The organism is Pedococcus sp. P2_E2 (assembly GCF_056403955.1).
Map to the genome: position 1 here is coordinate 338,264 of NZ_JBFUEM010000006.1, position 23,094 is coordinate 361,357.

The 23,094-nt window shown below is 70.7% G+C and carries 22 protein-coding genes; 21 read left to right on the plus strand and 1 reads right to left on the minus strand.

Annotated elements, in window-relative coordinates:
* Positions 1-8 precede the first annotated feature (8 nt).
* From AC1DWR_RS14845 to AC1DWR_RS14895, 11 genes are all read left to right on the plus strand, one after another.
* Entirely contained in the window at positions 9-392 is a 384-nt protein-coding gene (locus AC1DWR_RS14845) for a DUF948 domain-containing protein (RefSeq protein ID WP_477613411.1), read from the plus strand.
* Positions 393-397: 5 nt separating this feature from the next.
* Positions 398-712 (plus strand): DUF6167 family protein, encoded by a 315-nt coding sequence (locus AC1DWR_RS14850; protein WP_477612695.1) that lies wholly within the window; start codon positions 398-400, stop codon positions 710-712.
* 112 nt (positions 713-824) lie between these two features.
* Complete coding sequence (alaS, locus tag AC1DWR_RS14855) at positions 825-3,569, plus strand: alanine--tRNA ligase (RefSeq protein WP_477612696.1); 2,745 nt, start codon at positions 825-827, stop codon at positions 3,567-3,569.
* 20 nt (positions 3,570-3,589) lie between these two features.
* Complete coding sequence (gene ruvX, locus AC1DWR_RS14860; protein ID WP_477613412.1) at positions 3,590-4,105, plus strand: Holliday junction resolvase RuvX; 516 nt, start codon at positions 3,590-3,592, stop codon at positions 4,103-4,105.
* Complete coding sequence (gene mltG, locus AC1DWR_RS14865) at positions 4,102-5,283, plus strand: endolytic transglycosylase MltG (protein WP_477612697.1); 1,182 nt, start codon at positions 4,102-4,104, stop codon at positions 5,281-5,283. Before ruvX ends, mltG begins: the two co-directional genes overlap by 4 nt.
* On the plus strand, positions 5,276-6,094 hold the full coding sequence (locus AC1DWR_RS14870; protein ID WP_477612698.1) for a shikimate dehydrogenase: 819 nt from the start codon (positions 5,276-5,278) through the stop codon (positions 6,092-6,094). The genes mltG and AC1DWR_RS14870 overlap by 8 nt, the downstream gene beginning before the upstream one ends.
* On the plus strand, positions 6,091-6,786 hold the full coding sequence (locus AC1DWR_RS14875) for a prepilin peptidase (protein WP_477612699.1): 696 nt from the start codon (positions 6,091-6,093) through the stop codon (positions 6,784-6,786). Before AC1DWR_RS14870 ends, AC1DWR_RS14875 begins: the two co-directional genes overlap by 4 nt.
* A 37-nt stretch (positions 6,787-6,823) precedes the next feature.
* Entirely contained in the window at positions 6,824-8,047 is a 1,224-nt protein-coding gene (aroC, locus tag AC1DWR_RS14880; protein ID WP_477612700.1) for a chorismate synthase, read from the plus strand.
* Complete coding sequence (locus AC1DWR_RS14885; RefSeq protein WP_477612701.1) at positions 8,044-8,577, plus strand: shikimate kinase; 534 nt, start codon at positions 8,044-8,046, stop codon at positions 8,575-8,577. Before aroC ends, AC1DWR_RS14885 begins: the two co-directional genes overlap by 4 nt.
* On the plus strand, positions 8,574-9,647 hold the full coding sequence (gene aroB, locus AC1DWR_RS14890) for a 3-dehydroquinate synthase (protein WP_477612702.1): 1,074 nt from the start codon (positions 8,574-8,576) through the stop codon (positions 9,645-9,647). Before AC1DWR_RS14885 ends, aroB begins: the two co-directional genes overlap by 4 nt.
* An 82-nt stretch (positions 9,648-9,729) precedes the next feature.
* Entirely contained in the window at positions 9,730-10,602 is an 873-nt protein-coding gene (locus AC1DWR_RS14895; RefSeq protein ID WP_477612703.1) for a peptidase associated/transthyretin-like domain-containing protein, read from the plus strand.
* A 74-nt stretch (positions 10,603-10,676) separates the two neighbouring features.
* Here the strand turns inward: AC1DWR_RS14895 and AC1DWR_RS14900 are convergent, their stop codons facing one another.
* Positions 10,677-11,645 carry an aldo/keto reductase gene (locus AC1DWR_RS14900; RefSeq protein WP_477612704.1) on the minus strand — a complete coding sequence of 323 codons (969 nt, stop codon included), beginning with the start codon at positions 11,643-11,645 and terminating at the stop codon, positions 10,677-10,679.
* A gap of 251 nt (positions 11,646-11,896) precedes the next feature.
* Between AC1DWR_RS14900 and efp the strand changes: the two genes are divergently transcribed.
* The 10 genes from efp to AC1DWR_RS14950 all read left to right on the plus strand — a co-directional run bounded on the left by efp (position 11,897) and on the right by AC1DWR_RS14950 (position 23,093).
* Positions 11,897-12,457 (plus strand): elongation factor P, encoded by a 561-nt coding sequence (gene efp / locus AC1DWR_RS14905; RefSeq protein ID WP_477612705.1) that lies wholly within the window; start codon positions 11,897-11,899, stop codon positions 12,455-12,457.
* Positions 12,458-12,871, plus strand: coding sequence for a transcription antitermination factor NusB (nusB, locus tag AC1DWR_RS14910; protein ID WP_477612706.1), 414 nt, complete (start codon positions 12,458-12,460; stop codon positions 12,869-12,871).
* 131 nt (positions 12,872-13,002) lie between these two features.
* The gene (gene pyrR / locus AC1DWR_RS14915) at positions 13,003-13,647 is read left to right on the plus strand and encodes a bifunctional pyr operon transcriptional regulator/uracil phosphoribosyltransferase PyrR (RefSeq protein ID WP_477613413.1); all 645 of its coding nucleotides are present in this window, start codon (positions 13,003-13,005) and stop codon (positions 13,645-13,647) included.
* The gene (locus tag AC1DWR_RS14920; RefSeq protein ID WP_477612707.1) at positions 13,644-14,660 is read left to right on the plus strand and encodes an aspartate carbamoyltransferase catalytic subunit; all 1,017 of its coding nucleotides are present in this window, start codon (positions 13,644-13,646) and stop codon (positions 14,658-14,660) included. Before pyrR ends, AC1DWR_RS14920 begins: the two co-directional genes overlap by 4 nt.
* Positions 14,660-15,949 (plus strand): dihydroorotase, encoded by a 1,290-nt coding sequence (locus tag AC1DWR_RS14925; RefSeq protein ID WP_477612708.1) that lies wholly within the window; start codon positions 14,660-14,662, stop codon positions 15,947-15,949. The genes AC1DWR_RS14920 and AC1DWR_RS14925 overlap by 1 nt, the downstream gene beginning before the upstream one ends.
* Entirely contained in the window at positions 15,946-16,605 is a 660-nt protein-coding gene (locus tag AC1DWR_RS14930) for a PH-like domain-containing protein (RefSeq protein WP_477612709.1), read from the plus strand. Before AC1DWR_RS14925 ends, AC1DWR_RS14930 begins: the two co-directional genes overlap by 4 nt.
* On the plus strand, positions 16,602-17,870 hold the full coding sequence (gene carA / locus AC1DWR_RS14935; RefSeq protein WP_477612710.1) for a glutamine-hydrolyzing carbamoyl-phosphate synthase small subunit: 1,269 nt from the start codon (positions 16,602-16,604) through the stop codon (positions 17,868-17,870). The genes AC1DWR_RS14930 and carA overlap by 4 nt, the downstream gene beginning before the upstream one ends.
* Complete coding sequence (gene carB, locus AC1DWR_RS14940; RefSeq protein ID WP_477612711.1) at positions 17,870-21,235, plus strand: carbamoyl-phosphate synthase large subunit; 3,366 nt, start codon at positions 17,870-17,872, stop codon at positions 21,233-21,235. Before carA ends, carB begins: the two co-directional genes overlap by 1 nt.
* Positions 21,232-22,137, plus strand: a complete 906-nt coding sequence (locus AC1DWR_RS14945; RefSeq protein ID WP_477612712.1) for a dihydroorotate dehydrogenase electron transfer subunit — start codon at positions 21,232-21,234, stop codon at positions 22,135-22,137. The genes carB and AC1DWR_RS14945 overlap by 4 nt, the downstream gene beginning before the upstream one ends.
* Complete coding sequence (locus AC1DWR_RS14950) at positions 22,137-23,093, plus strand: dihydroorotate dehydrogenase (RefSeq protein ID WP_477612713.1); 957 nt, start codon at positions 22,137-22,139, stop codon at positions 23,091-23,093. The genes AC1DWR_RS14945 and AC1DWR_RS14950 overlap by 1 nt, the downstream gene beginning before the upstream one ends.
* The last annotated feature ends 1 nt before the right edge of the window (position 23,094 follow it).

Here is a 23,094-nt window from a genome sequence, read left to right on the forward strand (position 1 = left end):
TGGATTCAGTGAGTTTGGGCGACATCGCGGGCACCATCGCGGCGCTGGCCTTTGCGTTCCTCGTCTTCCGACTGGGCAGCGTCATCGGCAAGGCCGGCAAGATCCTCGACGAGACGAGGGTCAGCCTGCGCAGCACCACGGAGAACGTCCAGCCGACCCTGCTCAAGCTCACCGACACCGTCAGCCTGACCAACGAGCAGCTGGCCCGGGTCGACGGCATCACGACCAACGTCTCGGCGATCACCACGAACGCCAGCGCGCTCACCGCCCTGTTCGCGGCCACGCTCGGCTCGCCGGTCGTGAAGGTCGCAGCCTTCACGTACGGGGTCCGATCGGCCTTGGGTGCCAAGAACACCCGCAGCGCTGGCGGCCGTCGCCGCCGCAGGGGCTGATCACCGTGGCACGTCTGTTCTGGGTGGCGCTGGGCGCCGCAGCCGGTGTGTATGCCGTGCGCAAGGTCAGCAAGGCCGCCGAGGCCTACACGCCGACCGGGGTCGCGCACGGGCTGGCCGACTTCGGCGACGGCCTGCGCGAGCTCGCAGCCGCCGTCCGCGAGGGCATGGCCGAGCGCGAGGGCGAGCTGCGTCTGGCGCTGGGCATCGATGCCGGCACCGCCGACGACCCCGAGGCGAGCGCGGCACGCCTCGACGCTGCCTCGGCGCGGGCCCTGCTGGACGACCCCACGGGCCCCCGGGGCGGACGAGCTTCATAGGGGCGTTGGCGCACCCGCGCCGTCGCCCCGGCACACCCCTGTTGTTTGCCCGTACGATTCGTCATGCCGGCCCGTCGGTGGCCCCGCATGCGCCTAAGGACTGAGTACTTTCATGGAAACCGCCGAGATCAGGCGCCGCTTTCTCTCGTTCTACGAGAGCAAGGGCCACACGATCGTCCCCTCGTCGCCGCTCGTCTATGACGACCCCAACCTGTTGTTCGTCAACGCCGGCATGGTGCCGTTCAAGCCGTACTTCCTGGGACAGCAGGCTCCGCAGTGGGACCGCGCCACGTCGGTGCAGAAGTGTGTCCGCACGGGGGACATCGAAGAGGTCGGCAAGACCTCCCGCCACGGCACGTTCTTCCAGATGAACGGCAACTTCTCGTTCGGCGACTACTTCAAGGAAGGCGCCATCCAGTTCGCGTGGGACCTCATCACGACGCCCCAGGGGCAGGGTGGCTACGGCCTGGACCCCGACAAGATCTGGCCCACCGTCTACGAGGACGACGACGAGGCCTACGACCTGTGGCACCGGATGATCGGCATCCCCGCGGAGCGGATCACCCGGCGCGGCAAGCTCGACAACTACTGGCACATGGGTGTGCCCGGCCCTGGTGGCCCGTGCAGTGAGCTCTACCTCGACCGCGGGCCGGAGTACGGGCGCGAGGGTGGCCCGGCCGTCGACGAGGACCGCTACCTCGAGTTCTGGAACCTCGTCTTCATGCAGTACGAGCTGTCCGCGGTCCGCGCCAAGGACGACTTCGACATCTCCGGTGAGCTGCCGAAGAAGAACATCGACACCGGCATGGGTCTCGAGCGGATGGCGACCCTGCTCCAGGGGGTCGACAACCTCTACGAGATCGACGAGGTCTACCCCGTCCTCGACCGCGCGGCCGAGCTCACCGGCAAGAAGTACGGCGCGCACTCCGGCCACGCGGCCAGCGAGTCGCACCCCGACGACGTCCGGCTGCGGGTCGTCGCCGACCACGTGCGGTCGTCGCTGATGCTCATCGGTGACGGCGTGACCCCCGGCAACGAGGGCCGCGGCTACGTGCTGCGCCGCATGCTGCGCCGAGCGGTGCGTTCGATGCGCCTGCTCGGGTATGACGAGCCCAGCCTGCCGCTGCTGCTGCCGGTCTCCGTCGAGCGGATGAAGAACTCCTACCCCGAGCTCGAGGCGGGCTTCGACCGCATCTCCCAGATCGCGTATGCCGAGGAGGAGGCCTTCCGTCGCACCCTCGCCTCCGGCACGACCATCCTCGACACCGCGATCGCGAAGATCAAGGCCGGCGACACCGGCACCCTCTCCGTCGAAGAGACCGCCTCGATTGTGAAGACGGACGAGCTGCCCGCGGACCAGGCGTTCCGACTTCACGACACCTACGGCTTCCCCATCGACCTGACTCTGGAGATGGCCTCCGAGCAGGGCCTCACGGTGGACCGTGCGGGCTTCACCCGGCTGATGGAGGAGCAGCGCAACCGAGCCAAGGACGACGCCAAGGCCAAGAAGGGCGGCCACGCCAACACCGAGGTCTGGAAGGACCTGCGAGCGCTCGGCGCGACCGACTGGCGTGCCTACCAGGAGCTGACCAGCGACGCGAGGGTGCTCGGGATCGTCGTGGACGGCGAGCGCGTCGAGGAGCTCGAGCCGGGCCAGCGGGGCCAGGTCGTGCTCGACCGCACCCCGTTCTATGCCGAGTCCGGTGGCCAGATCGCGGACGAGGGTGTCATCACCGCCGACGGCGCGCACCTCAAGGTCGTCGACGTCCAGCGCCCCGTCAAGGGCCTGGTGGCGCACACCGTCGAGGTGCTCACCGGTCCGCTGCGGACCGGTCAGGACGTGTCTGCCGAGGTGGACGCCGACTGGCGCATCTCGGCCTGCCAGGCCCACTCGGGCACCCACGTCGTGCACGCGGCCCTGCGTCAGGTGCTCGGCCCCACGGCCCTCCAGTCCGGCTCCTACAACAAGCCCGGCTACCTGCGGCTCGACTTCGCGTGGGGGCAGGGCCTGTCGCCCGAGACCCGCAGCGAGATCGAGGAGGTCGCGAACCTCGCCGTCCGCCAGGACCTCCCCGTCTCCGCCCAGTACATGACCCTGCCGGAGGCGCGGAAGTTCGGCGCGCTCGCGTTGTTCGGCGAGACGTACGACGAGCAGGTCCGTGTGATCGAGATCGGCGGCCCCTGGTCGCGCGAGCTCTGCGGTGGCACGCATGTCGGGCACTCGAGCCAGATCGGCGCGCTGACAGTCACCGGCGAGTCGTCGGTGGGATCGGGTGTGCGACGTCTCGAGGCCTTCGTCGGCATGGACGCGCTGCACTACCTCGCCAAGGAGCGAGCCCTGGTCGCCGAGCTCACGGACATCGTCAAGGTGCAGCCGGGCGAGCTCAAGGAGCGGGTTGCCGCGCTCGTGGCGCGCGTCCGCGACGCCGAGCGCGAGCTGGAGAAGCTGCGCCGGGAACAGGTCCAGGCGGCGACCGGCAAGCTGGTCGGGTACGCCCACGACGTCGACGGCGTCCGGGTGCTGACGCACGATGCCGGCGACGGGACGACCGCCGACGACCTGCGCACGATGGTGCTGGACCTGCGGGGCCGCCTCGGCGACGCAGCCCCGGCAGTCGTGGCCCTGACGGGAGTGGCCAGTGGTCGCCCGGCCATCGTGGTGGCCACCAACGCAGGCGCTCGCGACCGGGGAGTCAAGGCGGGAGCGCTCGTGCGCCTGGCGGCCCAGACCCTCGGCGGCGGCGGAGGCGGCAAGGACGACCTGGCGCAGGGCGGTGGCACCGACCCCAGCCGCACCGGCGAGGCGCTCGGGCAGATCGACCGTGCCGTGCAGGCGGCGACCCAGGGACCTGGGTGAACCAGTCCACCTCGACCTCGATGCCCACCCGCCCCGGCCGGCGGGTGGGCATCGACGTCGGCAGCGTGCGTGTCGGCGTCGCGGCGAGTGACCCGTCCGCCCTGCTGGCGACGCCGGTGCGGACCGTGGCGCGCGATCCCGACGACACCGCTGACGCACCGACCGACCTCGAGGAAGTGGCCGGCATCGTGACCGAGCTGGAGGCCGTCGAGGTCGTGGTCGGGCTGCCCCGCACCCTCGCAGGCGGGGAAGGGGCCGCCGCAGAGACCGCCCGCACGTATGCTGGGCGGCTGTCGGTGCGCATCGCCCCCGTGCCCGTCCGTCTGGTCGACGAGCGACTCACGACGGTCGATGCCCACCGCAACCTCCGCGAGAGTGGGGTCGACGGTCGGCGGCAGCGCTCGGTCGTCGACCAGGCTGCTGCAGTCCTCATCCTGCAGGCCGCCCTCGACACGGAGCGCAACTCCGGGCGACCGCCCGGGGAGCTGGTCAGGACAGGTGGGCGCAAGCCCAGGACGAAGGACAGGCGGCGATGACCGACCCCCACTTGGAGCACTCGATCTTCGGGGGGCACGAGGACGCGCACGGCAGCCAGCCCGAGGTCCGCAGCCGAGCGGACCGTCGTCGCGCCACGCGCCGACCGCGCCGCAGGGGGCGTCGCACCGGATGCCTGTTCGTGGCGCTGGTGATCGTCGCGGTGGCCGCGTTCGCGGCATACACGGTGTTGCGTCCGATGGTCGAGGGGTTCCTCGAGAGCAACGACTACCCGGGGCCGGGCACCGGCGAGGTGCAGATCGTCGTCAACGACGGCGACACGGGGCGCGCCATCGGCGCGACCCTGCAGAAGGCCGACGTGGTCAAGACGGCCAAGGCGTACCTCGACGCCGCTGCGGCCGACACACGGGCGGCCGCGATCCAGCCGGGCAGCTACACGATGAAGAAGCAGATGTCCGCCAAGGCGGCGCTCGCGATCCTCGTGGACTCCAAGAACCGCAGCGTCCCCCGGGTCACGGTGCGTGAGGGACTGTGGAAGAGCGAGGTGTTCGCGGCCTTGTCCAAGGGCACGGGCGTACCCGTCGCGGAGTACACGGCGGCGGCGAAGAACCCCCAGGCCCTTGGGCTCCCGGCGGGCGCCAAGGGCAACGTCGAGGGCTACCTGTACCCCGCGACGTACGAGTTCCCCGTCAAGGCGACGGCCACGCAGCAGCTCAAGATCATGGTGGCCCAGGCGGTCGCCCAGCTCGAGAAGGCCGGGGTCAGCGAAGCCGACTTCCAGAAGACCCTCATCGTGGCCTCGATCGTCGAGGGCGAGGCCGGGGTCGCCGACCGCGGCAAGGTCGCCCGCGTCGTCGAGAACCGCCTCGACAACCCGAACGGCCCGACGGTCGGGCTGCTGCAGATGGACTCGACGGTCAACTTCGCCCTGCAGAAGCGGGGCAACCTGACCAAGACCGAGTACGACTCCGCGAAGTCCAGCCGCTACGACACCTACGCCTTCAAGGGCCTGCCCCCGGGCCCGATCAGCAGCCCGGGCGCCAAGGCCATCGAAGCAGCCGCCCACCCCACCCCGGGGCCGTGGTTCTACTTCGTGACCGTCAACTACGACACCGGCGAGACGCTCTTCGCCGTGACCCAGGCCGAGCACGACCGCAACAACGCCCAGCGCCAGGAGTGGTGCGACGCCAACAAGCCGAAGTGCGAGGGCGGTGGCTGACCCGCGCCGCGCGGCGGTCCTCGGATCACCGGTGGCGCACTCCCTGTCACCGGTGTTGCACCGTGCCGGCTACCGCACGTTGGGCCTCGCCGACTGGACGTATGCCGCGCACGAGGTCCGCGAGCTTGAGCTCTCCGAGTGGGTGGCTGGTCTCGACGACTCGTGGCGGGGGCTCAGCCTCACCATGCCGCTCAAGGAGGTCGCCTTCACCGTGGCCACGACCGTGACCGAGACCGCTCGCGTCACTGGTGCGGTCAACACGCTGGTGCGCCGCCAGGACGGCGGGTGGGACGCCCACAACACCGACGTCCGGGGGATCGAGGCGTCGCTGGCGGACATCGACCACGGTGGTGTGGCGACCATGCTCGGCGGGGGCGCCACCGCGCGCTCGGCCGTCATCGCCCTCGGTGCGCTGGGGGTGGAGCGGATGAGGCTCGCTGTGCGCGCTGAACCCCGGCCCGAGACCCTGAGGCTCGCGGTGCATGCCGGGATCGCGGTGGAGGTCGTCCCACTGGCGTCGTGGGGCAGGGGCCACCGCGGCGGACTCGTGATCAGCACCCTTCCGCCGGCAGCGGGTGAGGTGGCTGCCCAGGCACTGGGCGTCGGCAGACGACATGGCACCCTCATGGACGTCGTGTACGCCGACTGGCCGACCCCGTTGGCCCGCGCCGCCGCCGCCGTGGGCATGGACGTGGTGTCCGGCCTCGACATGCTGGTCTACCAGGCTGCCGAGCAGTTCCGCCTGTTCACCGGTGAGCAGGCGCCCGTCCAGGCGATGTACGCCGCCGGGCGACAGGCGCTCGGCCGATGATCGAGCTCGCCAACGGCTCGGGCGTCGCGGCCTGGGTGGTCGTCCTGCTGGCCGTGGCGGGGGCAGGCCTCGGAGCGGTGACGGGACGGTCGCTGGCCGAGGCGGGCTACCGCATCGAGTCCGACGAGGCCGGAGCCCCGCCACGGCACTGGTGGTGGCCCGCGGTCGCGCTGGCCCTGCTCTGGGCACTGGTGGGCTGGCGGATCGGTGACCTCGCGGGCTGGGCCGCCGCCCCGGCATACCTGCTGTTCGCGTGGTTGGCCGTCGGGCTGGTGTGGATCGACGCGGACGTGCACCGCCTGCCGGACGGACTGGTCCTGCCCGCCTACCCGGCCCTGCTGGTGCTGGTGGTCGTCGCCACCGCCGGCCTGGGCGACTGGCGGGCCCTGGTGCGGGCGCTCGTGTGCATGGCCGCCCTGTACGTCCTGTACTTCGTCCTCGCGTTCGTCTCCCCGAGCTCGCTGGGTTTCGGCGACGTCAAGCTGTCCGGGCTCATCGGGCTCCTGCTGGGGTGGCTCGGGGTGGGGCACGCCGTCGTGGCGCTGCTGGCGGGCTTCATCGTGGGCGGGGTGGTCGCGCTCGTCATGCTCGTCGGGCAACGGGTCGGGCTGCGCTCGCACATCGCGTTCGGGCCGTCGATGCTCGCCGGCGCCTTCGTGGCGCTGGCGGTCGAGTACCACGTGCTGGCCTAGCCGAACCGGCCCGTGCCCTGCATGGGAGGATCGGGACATGCTTCGCTGGTTGACCGCAGGTGAGTCCCACGGCCCGGCCCTCCTCGCGACGATCGAGGGTCTCCCGGCCGGGGTCGAGGTGACGACCAAGGACGTTGCCGCCGCACTGGCCCGCCGCCGACTCGGCTTCGGCCGTGGCGCTCGGATGAAGTTCGAGCAGGACGACGTCGAGTTCCTCGGAGGTCTGCGCCACGGCGTGACCATGGGGTCCCCCGTCGCCATCCGGATCGGCAACACCGAGTGGCCGAAGTGGGAGACGGTGATGTCTCCCGACCCCGTGTCCGAAGAGGCCTACGCCGCGTCCGACGACGTGAACGCCGAGAAGGAGGTCGCCCGCAACCGACCCCTGACCCGACCGCGCCCGGGCCACGCCGACCTCGTCGGCATGCAGAAGTACGGCTTCGACGACGCGCGGCCGGTGCTCGAGCGGGCCTCCGCCCGCGAGACGGCCGCCCGGGTCGCCCTGGGTGAGGTGGCGTCCCGCTTCCTCGACCAGGCCTATGGCATCCGGCTCGTCTCGCACACGGTCGCCATCGGCGCTGCGGGCGTGTCCGAGGACGCACCGCTGCCGACCCCCGACCAGGTCGAGCAGATCGACGCCGACCCCGTGCGCACCCTCGACCCTGCTGGCTCCGCGGCGATGGTGGCCGAGGTCGAGGCGGCCAAGAAGGACGGCGACACCCTCGGCGGCGTCGTGGAGGTCGTGGCCTACGGGCTGCCGCCGGGCCTGGGTTCGCACGTCCACTGGGACCGGCGGCTCGATGCCCAGCTCGCCGCGGCCCTCATGGGCATCCAGGCCATCAAGGGTGTGGAGGTCGGCGACGGCTTCCGCACCGCAGCCCGTCGTGGGTCTGCTGCCCACGACGAGATGGAGCGCGACGCATCCGGAGTCATCCAGCGGCGCACCGGACGCGCCGGGGGCACCGAGGGTGGCATGTCGACCGGTGACGTCCTGCGCGTGCGTGCCGCGATGAAGCCCATCTCGACAGTGCCCCGCGCCCTCGACACCGTCGACACCACGGGCGCCGAGGCGGCCAAGGCGATCCACCAGCGCTCAGACGTGTGCGCGGTGCCGGCGGCCGGAGTGGTGGCCGAGGCGATGGTGGCCCTCGTGCTCGCGCAGGCCTGCCTCGAGAAGTTCGGTGGGGACTCGGTGACCGAGACGGCTCGCAACCACGCGGCATACCTCGCCTCCATCCCCGAGGCGATGCGCACGTGGTGAGCGGCACAGCCGGACCCCGCGTGGTCCTGATCGGGCCGCCCGGGGTGGGCAAGAGCACGATCGGCCGCCGTCTCGGCAAAGCTCTCGACCTTGCCTGGCACGACACCGACCGCGCCGTCGAGGCAGCCGCGGGGCAGTCGATCGCAGACGTGTTCGTCGACCACGGCGAAGCCCACTTCCGCGAGCTCGAGCGCGCCGAGGTGCTGCGCTCCCTGGCGCAGGAGCCCGGGATCCTGTCGGTCGGAGGCGGAGCGCCGATGGACCCCGAGGTGCAGGCCGCCCTGGCCGGGCACACCGTGGTCTTCCTCGACGTGGGCATCGCGGACGCCGCGCGACGGATCGGGTTCGACGCCAGTCGCCCGCTGCTCATGGTCAACCCCCGGGCGAGCTGGACCAAGATGATGAACGAGCGCCGACCGACCTACCAGCGGCTGGCCACCCTGAGGGTCGACACGGCGGGCCGCAAGCCCGCCGCCGTGGTCGAGGAGATCCTGGCGTTCCTCGGCGCACCCACTGGAGGGCAGGCATGAGCACCACCCGCATCAGCGTCGGAGGGGACTACGACGTCGTCATCGGCACCGGCCTCCTCGACGAGCTGCCCGGACTGGTCGGCGAGGGAGTCCAGCGAGTGCTCGTGGTGCACCCGCGGGCACTCGCGGCCACGGGCGAGGGCGTGCGCGAAGCGTTGGTGGCCAAGGGTTTCGAGGCGTATGCCGCGGAAGTGCCTGACGCCGAGGAAGCCAAGACCGCGCAGGTCGCCGCCTTCCTGTGGGGTGTCCTGGGACAAGCCGGGTTCACCCGCTCCGACGCCATCGTGAGCGTCGGGGGAGGGGCGACCACCGATCTCGCGGGGTTCGTCGCGGCGACCTGGCTGCGCGGCATCAAGGTCGTGCACGTCCCCACGACCCTGCTCGCCATGGTCGATGCGGCCGTGGGCGGCAAGACCGGGATCAACACACCCGAGGGCAAGAACCTCGTCGGGTCGTTCCACCCCCCGGCCGGGGTGCTGTGCGACCTCGCGACGCTGGAGACCTTGCCGACCCATGACTTCGTGGCCGGGCTGGCAGAGGTCGTCAAGTGCGGTTTCATCGCCGACCCCGTCATCCTCGACCTGGTCGAGGCCGACCCCGACGCAGTGAAGCGGGCCGACGGTCCGCACGTCCGCGACCTCATCGAGCGCGCCGTCCAGGTCAAGGCGGACGTGGTCTCGCAGGATCTCAAGGAGGCCGACCTGCGAGAGATCCTGAACTACGGCCACACCTTCGGGCACGCGGTCGAGCAGGTCGAGCGCTATGCGTTCCGGCACGGGGCCGCGGTGTCGATCGGCATGGTCTACGTCGCCGAGCTCGCCCGCCTCGCGGGGAAGATGGACGACGCCCTGGTGGAGCGGCACCGGTCGATCCTGGGCTCGCTGGGTCTGCCGGTGTCCTACCGGGGCGACAAGTGGCCGCAGTTGCTGGACGCGATGAGGCGCGACAAGAAGTCGCGCGGGTCGCTGCTCCGGTTCGTCATCCTGTCCGGGCTGGCCAGACCGGTCCGGCTGGAGGGGCCGGATCCTGCCCTGCTCCAGGCTGCGTACGCCGAGATAAGCCGCGACTGACCAGCAGCCCAACCTCGGGGCTCACAGACAGCGCACAGCAGCCACACAAGAGGTGGATGGCCGGATCGCCCACAGTGGGGGCATGAGCGCGAACCAGAATTCAGAGGATCACGGCGTCGACCACTTCGGCAACGCCCACGACGACCGACACGACCGTGGCCTGGAGTTCGACGTGGCTACGCTGCTGGGCCGTCGGCGAGTCCTGGGCCTGCTCGGCGGGCTCGGCGCCGGAGCGGCGCTGGCCGCGTGTGGGACGTCCGCCGGCTCGGGCACCTCCGGCTCCCCCACGAGCAGCGCTTCGGGTTCCAGCGCCTCAGGCGCGACGCCGAAGGCCGAGGTGCCCGACGAGACCGGAGGGCCCTACCCGGGCGACGGCTCGAACGGCCCCAATGTCCTCGACGACTCCGGCATCGTGCGCTCCGACATCACCACCAGCTTCGGTTCGTCGACGACCAGGGCCGAGGGCATCCCGCTCACGATCAACCTCACGGTGACCGACGGCGGCAACGGCTACGCAGCCATGCAGGGCGCGGCGGTCTACCTGTGGCACTGCAACCGCGACGGTCAGTACTCGCTGTACTCCCAGGGCGTCGAGGATGAGAACTACCTGCGCGGCGTACAGGCGACGAACGCGGCGGGGATGGCGACGTACACCAGCATCTTCCCCGCGGCCTACGACGGGCGTTGGCCCCACATCCACTTCGAGGTCTACTCGTCGGTGGACGACGCGACGAGCAGCGGCCAGATCGTCAAGACCTCGCAGATCGCCCTTCCGGAGGCGGCCTGCAAGGAGGTCTACGCGACCACGGGCTACGAGGCCAGCGTCCAGAACCTCGCCCGGACCTCCGTGACCCAGGACATGGTGTTCGGCAACGACGGCGGGATCTACCAGCTCGCCACCGTCACCGGAAACATCACCGACGGCTACGTGGCCAACCTGACGATCGGTGTCTGACCCCGCCGTCGCACCTCAGCACGCCGGGGGTATGCCGTGTCGTCACCCGGTGCACCTCGCTGAGGCGTCGCCGCTCAGAGCTCGTCGAGCGCGACGAGGTCAGCGGCGGTGGGCTGCCAGCCCGCGGCGCGGGCGTTGCGGGTCACCTGCTCCGCGGTCGTCGCCCCGGCGATGACCGACGTGACGGCCGGCTGCGCGGCGAGACCGCCGATGGCGACGTCCAGCAGCTCGACGTCGCGCTCGGCGGCAAAGCCCTGCAGCGCCTCGACCCGGTCCCAGTCCGCTTCCGCGAGCCACCCGGCCCGGTCTGACTCCAGCGCCGCGCGCGAACCCTCAGGCGCGACTGCACCTCGCCGGTACTTTCCCGTGAGCAGGCCACGGGCCAGGGGGAAGAACGGCAGGATGCCGAGCCCGAAGCGTTCGCAGGCAGGCGTCACCTCGTCCTCGACCGAGCGGTCGAGGAGCGAGTACTCGTTCTGGACGGACACGAAGGAGGCCAGACCCGCCGTCGACGACGTCCACGAGGCGTCGGCGACCTGCCAACCGTCGAAGTTCGAGCACCCGAGGTAGAGCACCTTGCCCTCGCGGACCAGGTCGGTGAGCGCTTCTAGGGTCTCCTCGAGCGGAGTCAGCGGGTCGGGCCGGTGCAGCTGGTACAGGTCGATGTGGTCGGTCTGCAGCCGGCGCAGGCTGGCCTCGACCGCGCGACGGACGTAGCGGCGCGAACCCAGCGCTCCGAAGTCCTCGCCGTTGGCCCCCTGCATGTCCATCCCGAACTTGGTCGCCAGCACGAACTCGTCCCGCTGACCCCGCAGTGCCTCGCCCAGCATCGACTCGCTCTGCCCGGGCTCGCCTCCGTAGATGTCGGCGGTGTCGAGCAGCGTCACGCCGGCGTCGCGGGCGGCGGCCAGGATCGAGCCCACCCCGACCTGGTCCACTCTGCGGCCGAAGGCGTTGCAGCCCACGCCGAGGGCACTGACCATGAGGCCGCTCGACCCGAGCGCGCGGTAGCTCATGTCCTGGGCGGTGTCGGTGGCTGTCATCCACCCAGCCTAGGCGTGCGGTCCAGCCGACCTCGGGCGGTTACCGACCCGGGCTGGCTGCGTGGGGTGGGCTGTGGGGTCGGGTGGGGCTGCGCAGCGATTCGGGGGAGCGTGCGGCCGACGGCTAGACTGTCCGGCGATTCCCACCCCGAACCTTTCCGGGACTGCCGCGCGCGCTCAGCCATGCGGCATACCGGCTCGTGGACTGAGTCCTGACCAGTCTGCGCACCCAAACAGAGAGTGACACCCGCATGGCATCGACCAACGACCTCAAGAACGGCATGGTCCTCAACCTCGAGGGCCAGCTGTGGGCCGTCGTGGAGTTCCAGCACGTCAAGCCCGGCAAGGGCCCGGCCTTCGTGCGCACCAAGCTCAAGCACGTCCTGTCCGGCAAGGTCGTCGACAAGACGTTCAACGCGGGGCTGAAGGTCGAGACCGCCAACGTCGACCGGCGTGACATGCAGTACCTCTACAAGGACGGTACCGACTACGTCTTCATGGACGGGTCGACCTACGACCAGATCCACATCCCGGAGAGCGTCGTCGGCGACGTCGCCAACTACCTCCTGGAGAACCAGAGCGCCCAGGTCGCGACGCACGAGGGCACCGTCCTCTACGTCGAGCTGCCCACCTCGGTCGTCCTCGAGATCACGTACACCGAGCCGGGCCTGCAGGGCGACCGCTCCACCGGTGGCACCAAGCCCGCCACCCTCGAGACCGGCGCGACGATCAACGTCCCGCTGTTCCTCGAGCAGGGCGCCAAGGTCAAGGTCGACACCCGCGACGGCTCCTATCTGGGGCGCGTCAACTAAGTGGGCGCACGGACGAAGGCACGCAAGCGCGCGATCGACCTCCTGTTCGAGGCCGAGAACCGAGGGCTGAACGCCCGCGACCTGCTCGCCGAACGACTCGCGAAGCCGGTCACCGAGGCACCGCTCAGCCAGTACACCTCCGACCTGGTCGAGGGCGTGGTCGCCCACTGGACCGACATCAACGAGCTGCTCTCGACCTACTCGCAGGGCTGGACCCTCGAGCGGATGCCCAGCGTCGACCGCGCGATCCTGCGCCTCGGGGCGTACGAGGTGCTGTACGCAACCGAGGTCCCCGAGAACGTCGCGATCGCCGAAGCCGTCGAGCTGGCCAAGAGCCTGTCCACCGACGACTCGCCGAAGTTCGTCAACGGCCTGCTCGGTCGCCTCGCCGAGGTCAAACCCACCCTCGCCTGAGCTCTGCGCACCGAACGCGTGGTGCGCCTCGGCGGGCCGGTATGCCGCGTGGTCCCGGCACCGGGTAGAGTCACCCGCGAAAGACATCCTTTAACGACCTGTCCTGTGAGGCAGGGAAGGAGGTCCTGACGCTGATGCGTCCTGACTTTGCTGCACCTGCGGCGGTTGAACCCACCGTTCCCGCCTCCCTCTCCGTCGACGCTTCCGGCAGCGCCGGCAATGACTCGGACAGCGACTCCCGTACGGTCATGACCGAGGCCGACGTGGCCCGTGTGCTGCGGCGGATCGCGCACGAGATCCTCGAGCACAACAAGGGCGCCGCCGACCTGGTCGTGCTGGGCATCCCGACCCGGGGGGTCGCGCTGGCGCGCCGGCTGGCCGCCCTTATCGAGGAGGTCGAGGGAGTCCCGGTGGCGGTCGGTGCCCTCGACGTCACGATGCACCGTGACGACCTGCGCAGGCAGCCGACCCGCAGCCCGATGCACACCGACATCCCCGCGAGCGGGATCGACGACAAGGTCGTGGTGCTCGTCGACGACGTGCTCTACTCCGGGCGCACGGTCCGCGCCGCACTGGACGCGCTGTCCGACCTCGGTCGTCCGCGCATCGTGCGCCTCGCCGTTCTCGTCGACCGGGGTCACCGTGAGCTGCCGATCCGCGCCGACCACGTGGGCAAGAACCTGCCCACCTCGAGCACCGAGAAGGTGCGAGTCCGCCTGAGCGAACCCGACCACGTCCAGGACCAGGTCACCATCGCCGGAGGGGACGCCCGATGACCGCCACCACCTCCACCGCCAGCGCCACCCCCACGACGCGCGAGCAGCAGGTGGGCCCCCGGCACACCAAGCGGCACCTCCTGTCGTCCGCTGACCTGTCCCGCGAGCAGGTCCGGGCCATCCTCGACACCGCGTCCGAGATGCACGGCGTCCAGCAGCGTGAGGTCAAGAAGCTCCCGACGCTGCGCGGACGCACGGTCGTGAACCTGTTCTTCGAGGACTCGACCCGCACGCGCAGCTCCTTCGAGATCGCCGGAAAGTGGCTGTCGGCCGACGTCATCAACATCAGTGGCAAGGGTTCGTCGACGTCCAAGGGGGAGTCGCTGCGCGACACCGTCCTGACGGTGGCGGCGATGGGAGTCGATGCCCTCGTGATCCGCCACCACGCGAGCGGCGCCGCCCACCAGGTCAGCCAGTGGGTCGACGCGCACGTCATCAACGCCGGGGACGGGATGCACGAGCACCCGACCCAGGCCCTGCTCGACGCCTACACGATGGAGCGCCGCCTCGGTGACCTCGAGGGCCGACACGTCGTCATCGTCGGCGACCTGACCCACTCACGGGTGGTGCGCTCCAACCTGATCACGCTCAAGACGCTCGGCGCACGGGTCACGCTCGTCGCCCCGCCGACCCTGATGCCCAGCGGCATCACGACGTGGGCGCAGGCTGACGGCTTCGCGCTGTCGCACGACTTCGACGCGGTCCTGCCCACCGCCGACGCGGTGATGATGCTGCGGGTCCAGCGCGAACGGATGAGCGGCGGGTTCTTCCCGACGGCCCGCGAGTACACCGTCGGCTACGGCCTCACGCGCGCGCGGCTCGATGCCCTCATGGCGGCCAACCCCGACGCGGTCATCTGCCACCCGGGCCCGATGAACCGCGGCCTCGAGATCGCGGCCGACGCCGCCGACGGGGCCCAGTCGCTGATCCTCGACCAGGTCAGCGCGGGCGTCGCGGTGCGGATGTCGGTGCTGTACCACTTGCTTGCCGGCAACGAGGGAGAGGACAGCTGATGGCCACGCTGCTCGTCACGGGGGCGGACCTTCTCGGGTCGGGCGCCCAGGACCTGCTGATCGAGGACGGGCTCATCACCGAGGTGGGGTCGATCCGCTCGGCCAAGGGCGCCGATGTCCTGGACGCCGACGGACTGGTCGCGCTCCCGGGTCTGGTCGACCTGCACACCCACCTGCGCGAGCCCGGCCGCGAGGACGCCGAGACGATCGGCTCGGGTTCGGCCGCGGCGGCTGTCGGCGGCTTCACGGCGATCCTCGCGATGGCCAACACCAGTCCCGTGACCGACACTGCCGAGGCGGCCGAGCGCATCCTCGACCTGGGGCGCGCGGCCGGGCTGGTCGACGTCGTGCCCGTCGGCGCCGTCACCAAGGGGCTCGACGGCGAGGAGCTCGCCGAGCTCGGGCTCATGCACCGCTCCCGTGCACGGGTGACGGTCTTCTCCGACGACGGCCACTGCGTCCATGACGCTCGAGTCATGCGCCGCGCCCTGGAGTACGTCCGCGCCTTCGGTGGCGTCGTCTCCCAGCACGCCCAGGACCCCCACCTCGCCGGTCCGCACGCCTGCGCGCACGAGGGCGAGCTCTCGGGCCGCCTCGGTCTGCCCGGGTGGCCCGGCATCGCCGAGGAGTCGATCGTGGCCCGCGACGTCATGCTGGCCCGGCACACGGGTTCGCGGGTGCACGTCGCGCACGTGTCGACTGCCGGCACCGTGGAGGTCATCCGGTGGGCCAAAGCCCAGGGGATCGCCGTCACCGCGGAGGTCACGCCCCACCACCTGGTCCTCACCACCGACCTGCTCGCGGGCTACGACCCCACCTACAAGGTGAACCCGCCACTGCGCCCGCAGGAGGACGTCGACGCCCTGCGCGCCGCGCTCGCCGACGGCACCATCGACGCGGTGGCCACCGACCACGCACCACATGCCCGGCACGACAAGGAGCACGCTTTCGTCGACGCGGCGTTCGGCATGCTCGGGCTCGAGACGGCGCTGTCGGTGGTGAGCGACGTGATGGTGGGCGGTGGCCTGCTCGACTGGGCGGGTGTGGCGCGCGTGATGTCGCAGGCGCCGGCCCGCATCGCAGGGCTGACCTCCCACGGCCAGGCGCTCGTCGAGGGCTCGCCGGCGCACCTGACGCTGGTCGACCCGACGGCCACCGTGACGGTCGACCGCAGCTCGTCGCTGTCGTTGTCCCGCAACAACCCCTGGCACGGGCGCACCCTGCGGGGTGCTGTGCACGCCACGGTCTTCGCCGGTCGAGTGACGGCCCAGAAGGGAGCCATCGCGTGACCCGACTGCAAGCCGTGGGCGTGATGCTCGTGGCCCTCGGCCTGATCTATGCCCTGCTGTATGCCGCGTGGTTGCGCAAGCGGCGCGAGCACGAGTCCGCGGCCATCGCGCTGGAGCGCAACCGCACCACGCGCGACCACGCCCTGGAGGCTCCCGCCCTCAAGGAGAAGCCCCCGCAGGTCATCGCGGAGGGAACCTACGTGAGCACCACGACGGCCGAGAGCAGGCTCGAGCGGGTGACGGTGGATGGCCTCGGCAACCGTGCCAAGGCGACCCTCATCGTCAGTCGCGGAGACGTCGACGAGCTGGTCCGCATCGACAGGCAGGGCGAGGCCACCATCATCATCCCGGCCGCCCGACTCATCTCCGCCCGCCGGGAGCGCGGCATGGTCGGCAAGTTCGTCGGCGCCAACCGCCTCGTGGCGCTGCAGTGGCGGGCCGAGAACGGGGACGTCTACGAGACCGGCTTCCTGCCCCGTTTCAAGGCGGACGTCGAACGGGTCGAGTCGGCCCTGTGGTGGCACACGGGTGACTCGCCAGACGGCCCCGACAGTACCGAGAGCACCGAGAGTGCCGTGAGTGCCGGCGGCGCCGAGACGACCCAGGCCGACGAGGCGCCCACCGATCCCGAGACCGAACGAAAGACGACACCATGAGCGCCGCTGCACACGGGTTCGACCTGGCCACTGCTCTTGACAGGGCCCCCGCCCTCCTCGTCCTCGAGGACGGTCGCACCTTCCGGGGGGACACCTACGGCGCCACGGGCCAGACGGTCGGCGAGGCGGTCTTCTCCACGGGGATGACCGGCTACCAGGAGACCCTGACCGACCCGAGCTACCACCGGCAGGTGGTCGTCATGACGGCCCCCCACGTCGGTAACACCGGCGTCAACGACGAGGACAACGAGTCGGGCAGGTTCTGGGTGGCGGGCTACGTCGTGCGCGACCCCGCGCTGCGCCCGTCCAGCTGGCGCTCCCAGCGGTCGCTCGAGGACGCACTGGTCGAGCAGGGAGTGGTGGGCATCAGCGGGATCGACACCCGTGCCCTGACCCGGCACCTGCGCGAGCGGGGTGCGATGCGGGTCGGCATCTTCTCGGGGGAGCGGGCAGGGCTGCCGGTGACCGAGCTGGTCAACGCCGTCCAGCGGGCTCCGCTGATGAAGGGGGCCGCGCTGGCGGCCGAGGTGAGCACCAAGGAGACCTACGTCGTGCCGGCCGTCGGGGAACGACGGTTCACCGTGGCCGCACTCGACCTCGGGATCAAGGCGATGACCCCGACCCTGATGGCGCAGCAGGGCATCGAGGTCCACGTCCTGCCCGCCTCCTCGACGATCGAGGACATCCGTGCGGTGGGGGAGGACGGCCCCGACGGGGTGTTCTTCTCCAACGGGCCCGGTGACCCGGCGACCGCCGATGCCGAGGTGGCTGTGCTTCGCCAGGTGCTCGACTCGCGCATCCCGTTCTTCGGCATCTGCTTCGGCAACCAGCTGCTCGGGCGGGCCCTGGGTTTCGGCACGTACAAGCTGAAGTACGGCCACCGGGGCATCAACCAACCGGTGCTGGACCGCAGCACCGGCAAGGTCGAGGTCACGGCCCACAACCACGGCTTCGCCGTCGACGCCCCGACCGACCGTGAGGTGCCCGCGCCCGCCGACGAAGCCGACGGCACGGCATACGGACGGGTCCGGGTGTCGCACGTGTGCCTCAACGACGACGTCGTCGAGGGGCTGGAATGCCTCGACGTGCCTGCCTACTCGGTCCAGTACCACCCGGAGGCGGCCGCGGGGCCGCACGACGCCGGCTACCTCTTCGACCGTTTCGTGACACTGATGGAAAGCAGGAGTATGAGCTCGCCAGACATTCGGGGCCCCCGTGAAGTATCGGAGCGAGGCACGAGCGCAGAACTTCGTGGGGTGAATTGATGCCCAAGCGCGACGACATCAAGAGCGTTCTCGTCATCGGCTCCGGCCCGATCGTCATCGGCCAGGCCTGCGAGTTCGACTACTCCGGCACGCAGGCCTGTCGGGTCCTGCGCGAGGAGGGCATCAGGGTGATCCTGGTCAACTCCAACCCGGCCACCATCATGACCGACCCGGAGTTCGCGGACGCGACCTACGTCGAGCCGATCACCCCTGACATCGTCGAGGCGATCATCGCCCGCGAGCGCCCGGACGCGGTGCTCGCGACCCTCGGTGGGCAGACCGCCCTCAACTGCGCGATCGCCCTGCACGAGTCCGGCGTCCTGGAGAAGTACGACTGCCCCCTCATCGGCGCCAACGTCGAGGCGATCCAGCTCGGCGAGGACCGCGAGAAGTTCAAGGGGGTCGTAGAGCGCTGCGGCGCGGAGTCGGCAAAGTCTCTGATCTGCCACACGATGGACGAATGCCTCACTGCCGCAACCGAACTCGGCTATCCGGTCGTTGTCCGCCCGTCGTTCACCATGGGTGGCCTCGGCTCAGGCTTCGCCTACGACGAGAAGGATCTTCGCCGCATCGCCGGAGACGGCCTGCAGTACTCACCGGTCACCGAGGTGCTCCTCGAGGAGTCGATCACCGGCTGGAAGGAGTACGAGCTCGAGGTGATGCGCGACCACGTCGACAACGTCGTGGTGGTCTGCTCGATCGAGAACCTCGACCCGATGGGTGTGCACACCGGTGACTCGATCACCGTGGCGCCTGCGCTGACCCTGACCGACCGCGAGTACCAGCGGCTGCGCGACATCGGCATCGCGATCATCCGCGAGGTCGGTGTCGACACCGGTGGCTGCAACATCCAGTTCGCGGTCAACCCGGTCGACGGCCGGATCATCGTCATCGAGATGAACCCGCGGGTGTCACGGTCGTCCGCGCTGGCCTCCAAGGCGACCGGGTTCCCGATCGCCAAGATCGCCGCGAAGATGGCCATCGGCTACACCCTCGACGAGGTGCCCAACGACATCACCCGCGAGACGCCGGCGTCGTTCGAGCCCAGCCTCGACTACGTCGTCGTCAAGGTGCCGCGGTTCGCGTTCGAGAAGTTCCCGGCCGCCGATCCGACCCTGACCACCACGATGAAGTCGGTGGGTGAGGCGATGTCGATCGGCCGCAACTTCACCGAGGCGCTGCAGAAGGCGCTGCGGTCGATGGAGCGCAAGGACAGCACCTTCCACTGGGACGGCCCGACCCCCAGCGAGGAGCAGGCCCGCACCTTCCTGCACTCCGCCAGGACGCCCACGGACGGGCGCATCGTCACCGTCCAGCAGGCGATGCGCGGCGGCCTGTCCGTCGAGGAGGTCCACGAGGCCACCGGCATCGACCCGTGGTTCCTCGACCAGATGGCGCTGGTCAACGCCATCGCCGACCGGGTCGTCGCCGCGCCCGAGCTCACGCCGACCCTCCTGCGGCTGGCCAAGCGGCACGGCTTCAGCGACGTGCAGCTCGCCTCGTTGCGGGGTATGCCGGAGGCGGTCGTCCGCGGCGTGCGGCACGCCCTCGGCGTGCGCCCGGTCTACAAGACCGTCGACACGTGTGCGGCGGAGTTCGCTGCCACGACGCCGTACCACTACAGCACCTACGACGAGGAGACCGAGGTGGCGCCGCGGGAGAAGCCCGCTGTCCTCATCCTCGGCAGTGGTCCCAACCGGATCGGGCAGGGCGTCGAGTTCGACTACTCGTGTGTCCACGCCAGCTTCGCCCTGCGCGAGGCGGGCTACGACACCGTGATGGTCAACTGCAACCCCGAGACCGTTTCCACGGACTACGACACGAGCAGCCGGCTCTACTTCGAACCGCTGACCCTCGAGGACGTCCTCGAGGTCGTGCACGCCGAGCAGCAGGCCGGCCCGGTCGCCGGGGTCATCGTCCAGCTCGGCGGCCAGACGCCGCTGGGTCTGGCCAAGGCTCTCAAGGAGGCCGGCGTCCCCATCGTCGGCACCAGCCCGGAGGCCATCGACCTCGCCGAGGACCGCGGTGCCTTCGGCCGCGTCCTGGCCGAGGCGCAGCTGCCGGCACCCAAGCACGGCACTGCCTACAGTGCCGCCGAGGCGGTGGAGGTCGCCCGCGAGATCGGCTACCCCGTCCTCGTGCGCCCCTCCTACGTCCTCGGCGGACGCGGCATGGAGATCGTCTACGACGACGAGACCCTGGCCACCTACGTCACCCGGGCCACCGTTGCGAGCCCCGAGCACCCCGTCCTCGTGGACCGGTTCCTCGACGACGCGATCGAGATCGACGTGGACGCGCTCTACGACGGCACGGAGATGTACCTCGGCGGGATCATGGAGCACATCGAGGAGGCCGGCATCCACTCCGGCGACTCGGCCTGCACCCTGCCGCCGGTGACGCTCGGTGTGGCCGAGCTGGAACGCGTCCGCGAGGCGACCCTCAAGCTCGCCGAGGGCATCGGCGTGCGCGGCCTGATGAACGTCCAGTTCGCGCTGGCCCAGGACATCCTCTACGTCCTGGAGGCCAATCCCCGCGCGTCGCGCACCGTCCCGTTCGTGGCGAAGGCGACCGGGGTCCCCGTCGCCAAGGCAGCGGCCAGGGTCATGCTCGGGGCCACCATCAAGGAGCTCCGCGCGGAGGGGCTGCTGCCGCCGCACGGCGACGGGGGCTCGATGCCCGCCCACGCCCCGGTGGCTGTCAAGGAGGCCGTGCTGCCCTTCAAACGGTTCCGCACGCGCGACGGCCAGGTCGTCGACAGCCTGCTCGGCCCCGAGATGCGCTCGACCGGTGAGGTCATGGGCATCGACCAGGACTTCGGGACGGCGTTCGCCAAGGGAATGCTCGCGGCCGGCTCCGGGCTGCCGCGCGAAGGCAGGATCTTCGTCTCGGTCGCCAACCGCGACAAGCGCGCGATGATCTTCCCGGTCAAGCGGCTCGCCGATCTCGGTTTCACGATCGTGGCCACGACGGGCACCGCGGATGTCCTGCGGCGCAACGGGATCCCGTCCCAGGTCGTCCACAAGCACAGCGAGCGATCGGAGGGCGACGAGAGCATCGTCGACCTGATCCTTGCCGGCGAGATCGCCATGGTGGTCAACACCCCCAGCGGCCCCAACGCGCGCGCAGACGGTTACGCCATCCGCGCTGCCACGACGTCGATGGACAAGCCGATCGTCACCACGGTCCAGGAGCTGGCGGCGGCGGTGCAGGGCATCGAGGCGCAGATGCACGGCGTGTTCACCGTGAAGCCGTTGCAGGAGCACGCCCGCGACCTCGACCTCTACGGCACCGGCACCGGCAAGGGAGCGGTCCGGCCGGGCAGCTCGGCTTCCGCGTCCGGCGTCGGGGCGGGCGGGGTCGCGTGAGCGCGGCGACCACGCGGCATACCTCGCAGGGCTCTGGCGTGGTGCAGGTGACCGGCGAGCTGATCGCGACCCGACGGGTCGGCGCCTACCACCACCTCACCTTCGTGGCCCCCGGGCTGGCCGAGCTGGCCCATCCGGGTCAGTTCGTGGCCCTCGCCGTGGGTGGTGACACGAGCGCCACCCTGTTGCGCCGGTGCTTCTCCATCCACAAGGTGAGCCCGTCGGGCACCTACGGCGGCACCGTCGACGTCGTGATCTCGGCCGTGGGGCCGGGCACCCGATGGCTCAGCACGCTGCGCGCCCACGACGAGGTCGACATCGTCGGGCCGCTCGGGCGCCCCTTCCCGCTGCCCAAGGAGCCGGTGGCCTGCGTGCTCGTCGGCGGCGGCTACGGCAGCGCCCCGCTGTTCTGGCTGGCCGAGGCGCTGCGCGCTCGGGGCTGCCACGTCGAGATGGTCCTGGGGGCCGCCACCGAGTCCAAGCTGTTCGGCGTCGTCGAGGCACGGCGCTACGCCGACGGTGTCTCGGTCACGACCGACGACGGTTCGGCCGGGACCAAGGGCTGGGTCTCCGACGTGCTGCCGGAGGTCATCCGGCGCACCGGTGCCTCGGTCGTCTACGGCTGCGGACCCATGGGCATGCTCAAGTCGATCACGGACGTCGCTGCCGCCGAGGGCGCGGTCGCCCAGGTGGCCGTCGAGGAGTCGATGGCGTGCGGCGTGGGTGTGTGCATGACCTGCGTCATGCCCGTCACGGGGAACGACGGGGCCACGCGGATGGTGAGGTCCTGCGTCGAGGGGCCGGTGTTCCGCGGGGACCGCGTGCGGTGGGACGCCTTCGCCGACGGGGTATGCCGGGTGCCCGCCGACACGGTCGGCGCGCCCCGGGTGGGCGGTCACTGATGGCGGTCGACATGTCGGTGCGGCTCGGGTCGGTGACGCTGCCGAGCCCGATGATGACGGCCTCGGGCTGCGCGGCGAACGGTCGCGAGCTGGCGCGGTTCTTCGACATCCGCGAGCTGGGCGCCTTCGTCACCAAGTCGGTGATGGCCGACCCGCGGTCGGGACGTGGCACACCGCGGATGGCCGAGACCCCCGCCGGCATGCTCAACTCGATCGGCCTCCAGGGGCCCGGCATCTCCGCGTTCGTCGACAAGGACCTCGCCTGGCTCAAGCAGGCCGGGGCCCGCACCCTGGTCTCCATCGCCGGCAACACCAGCGGCGAGTTCGCCGACGTTGCCGCGACCCTGCGCGCGAGTGACGCCTTCGACGCGGTCGTGGGCGTGGAGGTCAACATCTCCTGTCCCAACGTCGCCAACCGCGGCCTCGTCTTCGCCTGCGACCCGATGGCCAGTGCCAAGGTCGTCGCACTGGTGCGCGAGCAGCTGCCGCGGGACATCCCCATCTTCGCCAAGCTCACTCCCGACGTGACAGACATCGTCGGTGTGGCCCAGGCCTGTGTGAAGGCGGGTGCCGACGGGCTGACCATGATCAACACGTTGCTGGGCATGGTCATCGACACCGACCGGCTGCGGCCGCAGGTGGCAGGGGTGACAGGCGGCCTGTCTGGGCCGGCGATCCGGCCGGTGGCGGTCCGCGCCATCTGGCAGACACGGGCCGCGATGCTCGAGGGGCGACTGCCGACAGTGCCGATCATCGGGGTCGGCGGGGTGCGCACCGGACGGGACGCGCTGGAGCTGGTGGCGGCAGGCGCGAGCGCGGTGCAGGTGGGCACAGCGACGTTCAACGACCCCAGCGCACCGGTGCGAGTGGGTCGCGAGCTGGCAGAACTGTTGCAGGACAAGGGATTCGAGCGACTCACCGATGCAGTCGGTGTCGCCCACGGGAGGTTGGCGTGAC

What these genes read in the sequence shown, in the direction of transcription:
- alaS (WP_477612696.1), top strand. Translation starts at nt 825, where the DNA reads ATGGAAACCGCCGAGATCAGGCGCCGCTTTCTCTCGTTCTACGAGAGC.
- ruvX (WP_477613412.1), top strand. Translation starts at nt 3,590, where the DNA reads ATGCCCACCCGCCCCGGCCGGCGGGTGGGCATCGACGTCGGCAGCGTG.
- mltG (WP_477612697.1), top strand. Translation starts at nt 4,102, where the DNA reads ATGACCGACCCCCACTTGGAGCACTCGATCTTCGGGGGGCACGAGGAC.
- AC1DWR_RS14875 (WP_477612699.1), top strand. Translation starts at nt 6,091, where the DNA reads ATGATCGAGCTCGCCAACGGCTCGGGCGTCGCGGCCTGGGTGGTCGTC.
- aroC (WP_477612700.1), top strand. Translation starts at nt 6,824, where the DNA reads ATGCTTCGCTGGTTGACCGCAGGTGAGTCCCACGGCCCGGCCCTCCTC.
- aroB (WP_477612702.1), top strand. Translation starts at nt 8,574, where the DNA reads ATGAGCACCACCCGCATCAGCGTCGGAGGGGACTACGACGTCGTCATC.
- AC1DWR_RS14895 (WP_477612703.1), top strand. Translation starts at nt 9,730, where the DNA reads ATGAGCGCGAACCAGAATTCAGAGGATCACGGCGTCGACCACTTCGGC.
- AC1DWR_RS14900 (WP_477612704.1), bottom strand. Translation starts at nt 11,645, where the DNA reads ATGACAGCCACCGACACCGCCCAGGACATGAGCTACCGCGCGCTCGGG.
- efp (WP_477612705.1), top strand. Translation starts at nt 11,897, where the DNA reads ATGGCATCGACCAACGACCTCAAGAACGGCATGGTCCTCAACCTCGAG.
- AC1DWR_RS14920 (WP_477612707.1), top strand. Translation starts at nt 13,644, where the DNA reads ATGACCGCCACCACCTCCACCGCCAGCGCCACCCCCACGACGCGCGAG.
- AC1DWR_RS14925 (WP_477612708.1), top strand. Translation starts at nt 14,660, where the DNA reads ATGGCCACGCTGCTCGTCACGGGGGCGGACCTTCTCGGGTCGGGCGCC.
- carA (WP_477612710.1), top strand. Translation starts at nt 16,602, where the DNA reads ATGAGCGCCGCTGCACACGGGTTCGACCTGGCCACTGCTCTTGACAGG.
- carB (WP_477612711.1), top strand. Translation starts at nt 17,870, where the DNA reads ATGCCCAAGCGCGACGACATCAAGAGCGTTCTCGTCATCGGCTCCGGC.
- AC1DWR_RS14950 (WP_477612713.1), top strand. Translation starts at nt 22,137, where the DNA reads ATGGCGGTCGACATGTCGGTGCGGCTCGGGTCGGTGACGCTGCCGAGC.